This window comes from Acidobacteriota bacterium, assembly GCA_030949985.1.
Taxonomy (GTDB): Bacteria; Acidobacteriota; Polarisedimenticolia; order J045; family J045; genus JALTMS01.
This window is the reverse complement of sequence record JAUZRX010000051.1, coordinates 70,528-82,949: the sequence shown is the minus strand read 5'-3', so window position 1 is coordinate 82,949 and position 12,422 is coordinate 70,528. Positions and strand designations below refer to the sequence as shown.

Sequence of the window (12,422 nt, the reverse complement as noted above, 5' to 3'; positions counted from 1 at the left end):
GCCCGCCCGCAGCACAATCACGTTTGGGAGACGGGGCATGGACGGCCTGGGGCCGAGACAGCTGTGGATCCGGAGCAGCCGGCTAGGCCTGGCCCTGCTGCTGCTCATCCCCCCATGCAGCGGCGCCGGGGCGACCGAAACACCGACCCGGCCACCGGCGGCGGCGCAGCAGGAACAGGCCGCGGGTCGCCCCCGGTGGAACGTGGTGACCGCCCTGGGGCTGGTCTCGGTCGAGGGCAATTCCCGCAGCACCAACCTGAGCCTGAACAGCACCATCAGCGCCAAGTGGGCCGTCACGCTGCTCGAACTCAAAGTGAAGGCGATTCGAGTCGAAACCAGGCAGCGCAACGTCAGCGCCGACTTCAGCGACCCCGCGCACCCCGTCCTTCAACTCGAGCGAAGCCGCGGCCTGACCACCGAAGAATACGGCCTGCGCACCCAACTCAATCGAACCGTCAGCCGGAGGCTGGGGTGGTTCGTCTCGGGGAGCTGGGAGCAGAACCGGCCTGCGGGCCTGTCCTCCCGGGCCGCCGTGGGCGGTGGCATGTCCCTGCTGCTGGTCGACGGCGGCAAGGCCCGGCCGAAGAACACCCTGCGCATGGAAGCCGGTTTCGACGGCACCCGGGAAACGCCGGTCACCGGCACCAACAAATCCTACTTCGGCACTCGCCTGGCGATGAAGTACAGTCGCGCGCTGACCGACACCACCGATCTCCATGGCTCGATCGAAGTGCTCGAAAACCTCAACGACACCGAGGACCTTCGCATCAACGCCGAAACAGCCCTGAGCACCACGATCAACAATCACCTGGCGCTCAAGGTCTCCTACACGCTGAACTACGACCGGCAGCCCCAGTTCAAGGTCTTCCCCAACCCCCAGGGAGATCTCGGACCCGACTTGATCTTCACTTTCGACACGTTGGATTCGGTGTTCTCCACATCCCTCGTGATGAAGTGGTGAGCCTCGCTCAGCGGGCCGGCGGATTTTCCTCCGCGGGGCGGTAGAGAGAGATCACTCTTCCCTTGCGCTCGATGACCTCTGCACCGACCCGCCGGGCCAGTGTCGCGGCCACCTCCGCCGGCGCCAGGGGGCACGAGCGGCCCACGGCGACCTTGATCGCCTCCCGGGCGGCGAGGGCCTGCTCCACGGAAACGATCACCTCCGGTTCGAGTCCGGCCTTGCCCACCTGGACCACGGCACGCTCGTCGTGGAGGGCCGCCCGGATCGCCCGGCGCTGCTTGCCCCCGGCCGTAAAGCGGGTCTCGTCGGTCATCTCTCGCCTTCTTTCTGTTCGATGCGCCGCTCGCGCTGATACTCGTAGAGAAAAGCGTACTTCATGAAGGCCCCCACGGCCGTGGCCCCCGCCACGAGCAAGCCGCGCACACCGTCCAGAAAGCCCCTCTTGAGCAGGAAACGGCGCAGGAAAGCGGCCGGCGGCCGCAGCAGGAGCTGACTCCAGTGGAAGCGCCGCCCCCGGGCGTAGGCGCTCTCGGCACTCAGCCGGGAGTAGGCCACGAGGCGCGTGTAGTGATCGGCGAGATTCTCGTAGGAGTCGTGCAGCAGCTTGCCCTTCAGCCGTCCCACGGAGCCGTCCACCACCAACGCCTCGTGAACCGGCCGGTCCGTCCAGCGGCCTCGCCCGCGGCGCACCAGCCGCAACACCCAGTCCGGCGACCAGGCATGACGAATGTACTCGCCCTGGTAGGCGGTCAGCCGATCCATCGCGTAGCCGTCGAACTCGTCGCCCTCCCCCCGGGCCACGGCGGCGAGGCTCTCGGTGAGCTGCGCGTCCGGTAGCTCGTCGGCATCGAGCGAGAGCACCCACTCGCCCCGGGCTTCTTCGAGGGCGCGCTGCTTCTGTCGGCCGAAACCGGGCCAGTCGCTCTCGATCACCCGGGCGCCATGGGAACGGGCGATGGCGACGGTGGCGTCCGTCGACCCGCTGTCGACGACGACCACTTCGTCGGCGAAGTTCCGGGCGGCCTCGAGCAGCCGCGGCAAGTGCTTCTCTTCGTTGAAGGTGATGACGGCGAGACTCAGACGGGGAGCTTCCGGCGCCGCTGGTTTCACCATCTCGTACCTCCCATGTCGTATCTTTCCCCGGCCTCCGACCTCGCGCCGCGGTTCGCCATGCCCCGCAGTCTATCGCCTCGAACCCACTCCGGCAGCAGCCCGCGCGAGAACGTGTCCGGGCGCTTTGTCCGCTGTTCGGCAATTTCGACACCCCCCGGGCACGACGCGTCCGAACCGAAAACGTCCGGGAACTTCCTGCCCCTTGCATTTCGTTGCTGGCGCGGCTCTTGCACTACGGAGGCCCTGCGGTGGGCGCGCGCTGTGCCTGTCCGACGGGAGACCAACTGTCTCCCGCAGGCGCCACAAACCCAGCATCAAGCATGTGGCAGAGAAGAGGGTAAAGATGATGACCAGACGATCGCTTGCAGCATGGACCGCCTCGCTCCTCTCCCTGCTGGCCCTGGTGGCGCCGGTCATGGCGCAGCAGGCCGTGGGAACACCCGCCGGCATCGTGCCCGACCTGACGGCCATCCAGGTCGCCGTCAACGGCCACGTCAAGTCGGCGCCCGACCTGGCCCTCTCGCTCGACGGCCACACCCCCAGCGACCGGGTTCGTGTCGTGATCAGCTACGACACGGCGGCGAATCTCGTCGCAGACCTGGCCCTGGTCGGCGGGGCGGTCGTCGCCGACCACCAGGCGTTCGGCCTGGCCGTGGTCGAGATCGAGGTGGACAGGCTGACCGCAATCCTGAACGCGGCGGCGGTCGAATACGTCACGCCCAATCGTGCCCTGTTGATGGCGGCGCTGCCCACCGCGTCGAACGACAGGTCACTCCTCGCAGCCGACCCCGCCCTCGACAGCCATGTTCGCGTGGCGACCGGCGTCAGGGCGATGGCGGCCGTGACAGGCCCTTCTCCCACCGCCGTGCGCGTCGCAGTGGTGGACTCGGGCATCGCCGACCACGCTGACTTCAGCAGGGACGGACAGCCCGGAACCAGCCGAATTCTCGGTCACCTGGACTTCACCGGCCAGGCGCCGAGCGGATCCTGGGATCCCTATGGACACGGGACCCACGTGGCGGGCCTGATCGCCGGTAACGGCGCGTTGATGTGGGGCACGGGACTTCGCACCTACAGCGGCATCGAACCGCAGGCGGAGTTGCTCGACCTGCGGGTCCTCGACGACACCGGCACCGGCACCCTGGATGGGCTGCTGCAAGCCTTGAACTGGCTGCTCGACAATGCCGCGGCCCAGAACATTCGCGTGGTCAACCTCTCGGTAGGCACCGCACCCTACGAGTCCTACGAGAACGACCCCCTCTGCGCGGCCGTGGACAAGCTCGTCGAAAACGGACTGGTGGTGGTCGTGGCCGCCGGCAACGTGGGCAAGACCCAGAACGGCGAGAAGATCTACGGCGGGATTCTCTCCCCGGCCAACGCGCCGCGCGTGATCACCGTGGGCGCGGCCAATACCTTCCAGACCGACGCCCGCGCCGACGACGGCGTGACGACCTACTCGTCACGGGGACCGACCCGCTCTTTCCGCGGTGAAGATCTCGATGGTGACGGCACTCTCTCCGAAGACGAGAAAGACTATGACAACCTGATCAAGCCCGACCTGGTCGCCCCCGGCAACAAGATCGTCTCGACCCTTTCCCCGGACTGCCGCCTGGTCATCGATCACCCGGAGCTGCGGATCGGTGAAAGCTACCTCGAACTCTCCGGCACGTCGATGGCGGCGCCGATCGTCTCCGGCATCGCGGCGCGGCTGCTGGCCCAGAGACCGGATCTGACGCCGTCGCTGGTCAAGGCGACCCTGATGTACACGGCCCAGAAGCTGACCGGCTTCAACACGCTCGAACAGGGCGCCGGCCTGGTCAACGCCGTCGGCGCTCTCGAGATGGTTCAGCAGATCGTACCCAACCCAGGGAACCTGCTGCCCGGCGAGAGCGCCACTCCCAATCTCGCCTTGCGCTTCGCTCCGGTGGACGCGATCGCGGGCGAGAACGTTCCCTGGGGCCGCAGCGTGATCTTCGCCAACGGCTGGTACTTCGGCAATCAGCTCTACCGCAGCCAGGGTATGCGCTGGACCCTTGACGGCCAGGGCATCCTCTGGTCCGACGGCATCCTCTGGAGCGATGGAATTCTCTGGGCCGACGGCATTCTCTGGGCCGACGGGATCCTCTGGGGCGACTGATGTCCCTCCCCGGCTCCGGGGCATGACCCTCCTCCAGGGAGGCGCCGTGCGAACGGCGCCTCCCATACTTTTCACCGTGGAGCGAAAAATGTCGTTCCCAGCTGGCCGGCTGGGGGGGCGGCATCCGGACGGTCAGCGCAGGCGACTGCGCAGCCTGGGGGCCGGACGAAAGGCCGGCACGTCGGCGGCATCGAGCGTCCTGCGTCGGCCCGTCCGGGGATCGATCATCACCCGCGCCCCGCGCCGCCGCAGGTAGAAGGTGCCGAAGCCCGGCACGACCACTCGACCGTCCTTCTGCAGCCCCTCCAACATCAGGCCATCGTCATCACCGACCCCGAAGAGCAGGTCGAAGACAGTGCGCGCCATCAGGCGCGTCACACCACCCCGTCGAGCCAGCTCGGCAATCATCTCTCCACGCGTCATCCCGGCGATCCTCCCCCCACCATCTACCGGCTCGCGGCGGCCGGCGCACGCTCCCGGCACCCCGCCCAGGGTTCCCGCCTTGCCCCGATGAGACGCGGGCTCCGCCGAGGGGGTAGAATCGCCCGGAGCGATCAACGGCAGGAGACGAAATCGTGGAGAGAAAAGTCGTCGCCCACACCCTCGACGGACAGGTGCACAAGGGGGTGACCCGGGATTTCGATCCCGGCCGGGAATACTTCCACGTCCTGCCCGCCGAAGGGGGTGGGATTCCCCTTCAGCTCCAGGTGTCGGGCCTCAAGGCCCTGTTCTACGTCAAAGATTTCCTGGGCGACAAAAAATATGATCCGCCCCCGGGCTTCGGCCCGGGCAAGGCGCCGGGACGCAGGTGCGTGGTGACCTTCTCCGACGGCGAGGTGATCTTCGGCTTCACACCGGACTACGTGGAGGGGTCGGCGGGCTTTACCCTGATCCCCTCCGATCCCGCGGACAACAACGAGAAGATCTTCGTTTCCCACGGGGCGATCCAGCACATTCAGTTTCCCGACTGACTCACTCCGGGGGGGCGGCCATCAGCGACCAGGCGGCAAGCAGCAGGATCTCGAGACCGGGGAGCAGCGCCGCCTCGGCGACACGGAACGCCGGCGAGTGGTGGGGGTGGTGCGAACCGCCGGCCTCGTCGGCCATGCCCAACAGGCAGAAGGCTCCCCGCCGGCGCTGCAGGTAGAAGGCGAAGTCCTCGCTGGCCATCGTCGGCGGACCCGCCGCCACTCCCGAACGGCCCAGGACCTCCTCCGCCGCCGCGCGGTACACCGCTGCCACGGCCCCGTCGTTGACCGTCGCGGGGTAGCCCGTGCCGAAATCCACCTCCGCATCGACCCCGTGGACCCGGGCGATGGCGTGGGCCACCTCGCCGATGCGGTGGAGCACCCGGGCTCGGGTCTCGCCGTCGCCGGCGCGGAAGGTGCCCTCCACCAGGGCCTGCCGGGGGATCACGTTGGGCGCCCGTCCGGCCTCCAGCCGACCGACGGTAAGCACGGCGGGACGCACCGGGTCCACGTCCCGGGAGACGACACCCTGCAGCGCCACCACCAGGTGGGCGGCGGCCAACACCACGTCCTGGGTCTCGTGGGGCAGGGCTCCGTGTCCACCGGGCCCGCCGAAGCGCACCTGGAACTCGTCGGAGGAGGCGAGCACCGTCGCGTCAGGAATGATCGCCTGTCCCAGGGGAGCGAAGGACCACAGGTGCAGCCCGAGAACGAAATCGACTTTCAGGCGATCGAGCCAACCCGCCTCCACGATGCGCCGCGCGCCGCCTCCAGCCTCTTCGGCGGGCTGAAAGAGCAGCAGCAGCCGGCCCGGCAGGGCCGGCCCCCCCCCGACCAGGGCCCGGGCGGCTCCCAGGACCATGGCCATGTGGCCGTCGTGACCGCAGGCGTGCATCCGGCCGGGATGACGCGAACGGGGATCGTGTTCGGGGTGTTCCTCGATGGGCAGGCCATCCATGTCGGCCCGCAGCATCACCGTCGGCCCCGGCCCGCCCCCGGGGAGTTCGACGATCACCCCGGTTCCCTCGATACCGGTCCGCGGAGACAGGCCCAGCGCCTCGAGACGCTCGACGAGGTAGCGGGCCGTGGCCTTCTCCTCGAAGGCCAGTTCCGGTATCTCGTGCAGGGCCCGGTAGTCTTCGACCAGGGCCTTGCCGAGGGCTTGCCGGCGCCCGGCCAGCCATCCACGCAGGGGGCAGTCGGTGAGAGGAGAACGCGCATCGCTCACGGAGACCCTCCTTCCTCGGCCTGGGGCTCGAGGCAACCGAGCAGCGCACCGATCTGCTGCAACCGCGGCCCGGCGCCGTTCTTCCGACGGGCCGACTGGCGGCGCACCAGGTCTTCCACCGAGGCCAGCAGGGCGCGCCAGGACCGCCCGATCTCTTCCCCGGGAGGGGGATCGAGCCGGAGCCGCTCCCACGACTCGTCGAGGCGCCGCCGCAGCCGCCGGGGCTCGAGAGCCTCGGCCAGGAGGTCACGCAGCTTGCCGGCCTGCCTCCGGACCCAGCGGCGGGAGGACGCGTCGGCCTCGGCCAACACGACGGCGAGTCGCTCGAGAGCGCGCCCCGCGGCGTCTTCCCGCCCCGGCTCCAGCAGGCAGGCGCCGAGGGCCAGGGGCCGTGCTGGAGACGCGGGTTCGGCGTCCCGAGCAGCGGGCTGCGGCGGCTTCCCGGGCGGGTGGATCTCGAGCACACCGGTGAGTACGCCCCGGGAGGTGGTGGGCGCGAAGCGCAGCACGAGTTTCTCGGCGCGCTTGCCCTCCGGGGGCTCGATCCGGGCATCGAGACGCAGGGGTGAGGCCCCGACCTTGCGCATCAAGGTCTTGCCCTGCTTGTCCTCGAGCCACAGGCCGGCCACCGCACGGCCCTCCCAGTCGGCGATGAAATGCCATGCGCCGCCCTTGTCGGGATGGACCGAGACCCGGTAGGCCCCCGGCAGGCCATCAGCCGCGTCGAGGCGGTAGCGACGCACGCCTCCCTCGGCTCCCAGTGCGAAAACGAAGGTCAGGGTCCCGAGGGCCGCAAGCGCAAGGAGACGGTGGAGAGCGAAACCTGGGGCGGATCGAGGACCTTCCCCCCCCGGGCGCGGATCTTCTTGCGCAGCACGATGGCGCGGCCGGCCTGTCGCCGAGTCGCCCCGTAGTCGATATCGCACTGAAACCACTCCCTTTCTGCCTCCGGCGTGGTGACATCCCGACGGGTGTCCCGCTCCCACGAACCTTCCCACACGCGGCGCGGCCGGCGAGGATCGTCCACGGCGTAGATTTCGGCCCAACGGTCCACGCGCCCGGCGACCAGGGAGCGGTCCCAGGAGAGAACCAGCTCGCTGCCGCCGTCACCGTCGAGGTCGACAGCGGTCAACTCGCCGTCGTGGGCCGGCGAGCCGGTCTCTTGCATCACGTAACGTTTCCAGAGCAGTGTCTTGCCGTCCTCGTCGTAGATCCCCAGGGCGACCTCCACGCCCTTCTCCGGTGTTTCCGATCCGGTCAAGGCGTTGACCAGCCGCAGGACCTCCCGGCGACCGTCACCGTCGAGATCGGCGCGCAGGCGCGTGGTGGAAAGCTGGGCGGCCACCGGAATCCGGGCCGGATCATCGGACCCGGGCGGGGTCGACCGGCGGGCCGAAACGGTGAAAAAAGCCCCGACGACCAGCGCTGCCGCCACCGGCCAGGCTCCACGCATACCGTTGCCTCCTCGTCCCGCAGTAGACGGGCTATCATGATACATGGCCTGGGCCGCCGCGAGCCCCGGCCGGCGGCGGTACGGGCCGCCGGAGAACCCGGCATCGACCTTCCGAGGAGACCCCGAGTGATGACAAGCCGAGTGATGGCCCTGGCCGGCTGCCTGCTGGCCCTGATGGCGACCGGAGCCGTCAGCCCCGCTGAAGAAATCGCCTGGGGCGAGAGTGTCGGCCGCGCCCTCGAACAGAGCGGCAAGACCGGCAAGCCGGTGCTGGTGGACGTCTGGGCCATCTGGTGCGTACCCTGCCGCGAAATGGATGAAACCACCTATCGCCGGGCCGACGTGGTCGAGGCCATCGAAGATTTCATCCCCGTCAAGGTCGACGCCGACGTGCAGAAGGTCTTCATCGAGCGCTACCGGGTCGAGGCCTTCCCCACGGTGCTTGTCCTCGACGACGAGGGCAACGAGATCAGCCGGGCTCTCGGCTTCGTCTCGGCCGACGAGATGCTCGCCCTGCTGGGCGCGGTGCGGGAGGGCTACGCGGAGTACCTGGAGCTGCGGGACGAAAAGCGGGATCCCCGGGCCCTGGCCCGCGTCGGGCGCTACCTGGCCCACGTGGGCAACCCGGAAGAGGCCTGCGGAGTGCTGCGCCGCGCCCTCAAGGCCCACAAGAAACGCGATGCCGTCCGCGAAGGCCTCGAACTGGACCTGGCGCGGGCCCAGGCCGCGGCGGAGAACTACGCGGCCGCGGTGAAGATCCTGCGCCGGCTGGCGGACGCGGCCTCTTCGGACGCAATCCGCGCCCGGGCCCTGCTCGCCCTGGCCAACGCCGAGGCCGCCCGGGGTCACGAGGACGAGGCCGCGGCGGCCCGCCGACGCCTCGACAAGGAGTTCCCGGGCGTCACGCCCTGAAGCGGCGGCGGGTCACGGCGCCCCGGCCGGGAACCCTCGCCAGCAGGACCGGTCGCCACCGACGCCTGCCGCCTGTTTCGACGCACCCGAAGGCCCGGCCGGCAGTCCGCCGAGAAAGTCTCCCCGAGCGAGGCAGCGAGCCTCCGGCGGAAGCTCGGTGCCCCCGCATCGAGGAGACCCGGCGAACGGCTAGCGGTCGGCCTCGGGTATGCCCATGCCGCGGCGATTCGGATAAGGCGGCCGCTGGACGGGTTTGCGGGGCGAACGTTCGAGTTCCGCCAGCAGTTCCTCGATGGCCCGGTCGAGTTGCGGGTCACCGCCGTCCACCATCAGGGCCGGATCGTCGATCACCTCGATGTCGGGATCGACGCCGTGTCCCTCGACCCCCCACGTACCGTCGTTCTCGTAAAAGGCGAAGCGCGGCACGGTCACGGCACCGCCGTCGATCAGCGGCGGGTTGCCCGAAATGCCCACCAGGCCGCCCCATGTGCGCGTACCGATCAACTTGCCCAACCCGGCCTGGCGGAAGTACCAGGGGAAGGCGTCTCCTCCCGAACCGGCCAGGCCGTTGATCAGCATCACCTTCGGCCCCTCGTGGGCATCCGGGGGCCAGACCCAGTCCTCGCCGTCCCGCCGCGCCCAGTAGTTGGTCCGCGGCCGGTTGAGCAATTCGATGAAACGGGTGGGAATCTGGCCGCCGGAGTTCCAGCGATCGTCGATGATCAAGGCCTCTCGACGGAGCTGGCTGAAGTAACCCCGCACCAGTTCGTTCTGACCACCGATACCCGTCGAGGGCACGTGAACATAGCCGATACGGCCACCGCTCTTCTCGGCCACGTAGGCCCGGTTCCGCTCGACCCACTCCCTGTAGCGCAGGCCCATCTCGTCGCGGAGGCTGATCGGTTCAACGACGATCTCCCGGGCGTCGTCATCGAGCCGCGGCTTGGCGCTGACCGTCAAGGTCACCGCGCGACCGATCTTGCCGATCAACGGCGCCCAGGGATCGGCCGCCGGATCGAGAGGCTCGCCATTGATCGCCAGCAGGTAGTCGCCGACGGCGACCTTCACCCCGGGCTGACTGAGGGGTCCGCGACCGTCCACGTCCCAGGGCCCGCCCTCGATGATGTGACGGATGCGAAAAGCGCCGTTTTCAAGCTCGAAGTCGGCTCCCAGCAGACCCGCCTGCAGACGAGGCGAGTGGATACCGCTGTCACCACCGAAGTAATAGGCATGTCCCACGTTGAGTTCCGCGATCAGTTCCCGAATGACGAAGCTGAGGTCGTCACGGGTGACGCAGTCGGCCACCATCGCGCCGTAGCGCTCACGCATGGCGGGCCAGTCGACGCCGTGCATGTTGGGGTCGTAGAAGAAGTCACGCTGAAAGCGCCAGGCGTCGTTGAAGATCTGCGGCCACTCCTCGCGGGGATCGACCCACATGTCCATCCCCGCCGTGACCACCTTTTTCGCGTCCTTGTCGGATTTCGCCGCCGCCTTCTGGATGAAGGCGGCGCCGGCCCGCATCACCAGCAACGATTTCCCGTCGGCGGAAATATCGAAGCCGTGGGCCCCCTTGGAAACCAGTTTTTCTTCCCGCTCGTCGTCTTCGAGGTCGAAGATCATGATCGAGGGCTTCTCACCGCTACCCCGCACACCGCTCCGGAGGTAGACCAGGTGTCCCTTGTCATTGACGGCCAGGCGTCCGAAAACGCCGGGATCCACCGGCAGGGCCACCGCCCGACGCTCGAAATCGTCGAAATCGATCTCCACCTCGATTTTCTTGTCACTCCCGGCGTCAGCGACGTCCGTCTCCCCGTCGCCTTTCTTTCCCTTCTTCTTTTTCGCCTTCTTGCCCTTCTTCTTGTCGGCCGTACCGGTCTCCGCCTCGGCCTCGTCGCCGTTTTTGGCCTTCTCGTCTTCGCCGACCTTCTCCTCGTCGCTCTTGGGCGCGAAGGGCGAAGCCTGGTCGGCCTGGAGCGGCACCACGAAGAGCATCTCGGTCTTGGCGTAGAGGAACGATGTATCCAGTTCACCGTAGAGGGGTGAGAAGTGGCGACTGGAAGCGAAGAACAGGTACTTGCCCTTGCGATCGAAGGTGGGACCGAAATCGTTGAACATCCCCGACGTGACCTGGTGCTTCTCGTTCTTCTCCACGTCGTAGATCCAGATCGAAGCGTTGCCAAGGCCCTCGCCCCGGCGATCGTAGGCGATAAAGCGGCTGTCGGGTGACCAGCTCACCGAGGGGGAAGCGGCCAGGGGGTCGCGGTCGATCTCGAGGAATTCACCGTCTTCCACCGCAACCAGCAGCAGGGCGCCCGCCTTGTCGGTGACCAGCAGCTTCTTCGAATCCGGAGCCCAGGCGATCCCGGTGTAGAAGGTGGCTTGTCCCCGGGCCAGGATCCGGCTCTCCCCCCGGCCGTCGGCCGGAGCGAGGGTCAACTCGTACTCGCCGCTCGCGTCGGAGAAGAAGGCGATCCACTTGCCGTCGGGGCTCCACTCCGGCCGCCGTTCGGCGACGCCGCCGGTACGGGTGAGATTCCGCGGCGAGCCATGCTCCCGGGGCAGGGTCCACACGTCACCCCGGGCGGAGACCACCGCCCGCCTGGCCGAGGGAGACAGGGCCCAGCTGGAGACGAACTTGGCGGCATCCACGTGACGCCGCCGCAAGGTGGGCCGGGCCCCGGGGATGCGCACCGGCACCTCACGCAGGCGGCGACTGCCCAGGTCGAGCAGGTAGAGGGCATCACGGTTTTGCAGAACGATCTCGCCTCGTCCCCCCTCTCCCGGTCCGATAGCGGCGTAACGGACGTCGAACTCCTCGAAAAAGGTGATCTGCTCTCGCCGGCCGGTGGCGGGATCGTAGATCCACACGTTGCGCCGGTGGGCCGGTCCCGCGTCGGAGAGATAATAGAGCTTGCCGCCATGCCACATGGGCTCGGTATCGGTGCCCTCCCAGCGGGTGGCGCGGTGGGAACTGTGCTCGACCAGGTCGAAGATCCAGATATCGGAGGCCATACCCCCGCGGTAACGCTTCCAGGAACGCTCGTCGCGATTGGTAGGCGTGTAGGCCAGCAGCCGCCCGTCGGGGGTCAGCGAGGCCTTGGTGCCGTAGGGCACAGGCAGCGCCTCGGGCAGGCCACCGGCGGGATCGACCGTGTAGAGCCGGGGTATCCGGCTGCTGCGGTTCATCGCGGCGGTGTAGAACATCAGCCTGCCGTCGGGCGTCCAGTCGGCCAGCGTCTCCCTGCCGGGATGATGGGTCACCCGGTAGGGAGCCACACCACCCCCCACCGGCAGGGTGTAGATCTCGGAGTCACCGTCGTAGTTGCCCGTGAACGCGATCGTCCGACCGTCCGGGCTGAAGCGGGGACGCAATTCGGGTCCCGGGGGACTGGCCAGGGGAACGGCCAGGCCGCCCTCCCGGGAGACGAGCCAGAGATCGTCGGCATAGAGAAAGACGATGCTCTCCGCCGAGACATCCGGAGAACGGAGCATTCCAGGATGGGGCGCCACCTCGGCCAGGACAGAGGAGGCCGGGATCGCCAAGCCGGCGAGCAGGACGAGCAGGATCAGGATGGGCGGCAAACGATACAGCGTCGACTTCGTCGTCACGGACTTTCCTCCACGGTCACCCGCCCGCCCGAGCGTGCGGC

The 12,422-nt window shown here is 68.4% G+C and carries 11 protein-coding genes; 4 read left to right on the top strand and 7 right to left on the bottom strand.

What is annotated here, in order from left to right; genetic code table 11:
- The first annotated feature begins 37 nt into the window (after window positions 1-37).
- A complete protein-coding gene (locus Q9Q40_11525; GenBank protein MDQ7007850.1) occupies window positions 38-961 on the top strand; it encodes a DUF481 domain-containing protein in 924 nt (307 codons plus the stop codon).
- Between the two features lie 7 nt (window positions 962-968).
- Here the strand turns inward: Q9Q40_11525 and Q9Q40_11520 are convergent, their stop codons facing one another.
- Window positions 969-1,274 carry a YhbY family RNA-binding protein gene (locus tag Q9Q40_11520; protein MDQ7007849.1) on the bottom strand — a complete coding sequence of 102 codons (306 nt, stop codon included), beginning with the start codon at window positions 1,272-1,274 and terminating at the stop codon, window positions 969-971.
- Window positions 1,271-2,074: a glycosyltransferase family 2 protein gene (locus tag Q9Q40_11515; GenBank protein MDQ7007848.1), complete on the bottom strand. Its 804-nt coding sequence runs from the start codon at window positions 2,072-2,074 to the stop codon at window positions 1,271-1,273. The genes Q9Q40_11520 and Q9Q40_11515 overlap by 4 nt, the downstream gene beginning before the upstream one ends.
- A 343-nt stretch (window positions 2,075-2,417) precedes the next feature.
- Here Q9Q40_11515 and Q9Q40_11510 point away from each other — a divergent pair, with 343 nt between their 5' ends.
- The gene (locus tag Q9Q40_11510; GenBank protein ID MDQ7007847.1) at window positions 2,418-4,211 is read left to right on the top strand and encodes a S8 family serine peptidase; all 1,794 of its coding nucleotides are present in this window, start codon (window positions 2,418-2,420) and stop codon (window positions 4,209-4,211) included.
- Between the two features lie 132 nt (window positions 4,212-4,343).
- On the opposite strand, the gene Q9Q40_11505 is transcribed toward Q9Q40_11510, so the two are convergent.
- On the bottom strand, window positions 4,344-4,634 hold the full coding sequence (locus Q9Q40_11505) for an HU family DNA-binding protein (GenBank protein ID MDQ7007846.1): 291 nt from the start codon (window positions 4,632-4,634) through the stop codon (window positions 4,344-4,346).
- A 152-nt stretch (window positions 4,635-4,786) separates the two neighbouring features.
- On the opposite strand from Q9Q40_11505, the gene Q9Q40_11500 reads away from it, so the two are divergent.
- Window positions 4,787-5,182: a hypothetical protein gene (locus Q9Q40_11500; GenBank protein ID MDQ7007845.1), complete on the top strand. Its 396-nt coding sequence runs from the start codon at window positions 4,787-4,789 to the stop codon at window positions 5,180-5,182.
- A gap of 1 nt (window position 5,183) precedes the next feature.
- Here the strand turns inward: Q9Q40_11500 and Q9Q40_11495 are convergent, their stop codons facing one another.
- Genes Q9Q40_11495 through Q9Q40_11485 form a run of 3 tightly spaced genes read right to left on the bottom strand, consistent with a single transcriptional unit; the run spans window position 5,184 to window position 7,860 of the window.
- Window positions 5,184-6,407, bottom strand: coding sequence for a M20 family metallopeptidase (locus Q9Q40_11495; protein MDQ7007844.1), 1,224 nt, complete (start codon window positions 6,405-6,407; stop codon window positions 5,184-5,186).
- Window positions 6,404-7,150, bottom strand: coding sequence for a hypothetical protein (locus tag Q9Q40_11490; protein ID MDQ7007843.1), 747 nt, complete (start codon window positions 7,148-7,150; stop codon window positions 6,404-6,406). Before Q9Q40_11490 ends, Q9Q40_11495 begins: the two co-directional genes overlap by 4 nt.
- A 32-nt stretch (window positions 7,151-7,182) precedes the next feature.
- Window positions 7,183-7,860 (bottom strand): hypothetical protein, encoded by a 678-nt coding sequence (locus tag Q9Q40_11485; protein ID MDQ7007842.1) that lies wholly within the window; start codon window positions 7,858-7,860, stop codon window positions 7,183-7,185.
- A gap of 129 nt (window positions 7,861-7,989) precedes the next feature.
- On the opposite strand from Q9Q40_11485, the gene Q9Q40_11480 reads away from it, so the two are divergent.
- Window positions 7,990-8,772: a thioredoxin domain-containing protein gene (locus tag Q9Q40_11480; protein ID MDQ7007841.1), complete on the top strand. Its 783-nt coding sequence runs from the start codon at window positions 7,990-7,992 to the stop codon at window positions 8,770-8,772.
- 189 nt (window positions 8,773-8,961) lie between these two features.
- Here the strand turns inward: Q9Q40_11480 and Q9Q40_11475 are convergent, their stop codons facing one another.
- Entirely contained in the window at window positions 8,962-12,381 is a 3,420-nt protein-coding gene (locus Q9Q40_11475) for a PDZ domain-containing protein (protein ID MDQ7007840.1), read from the bottom strand.
- Window positions 12,382-12,422 lie beyond the last annotated feature (41 nt).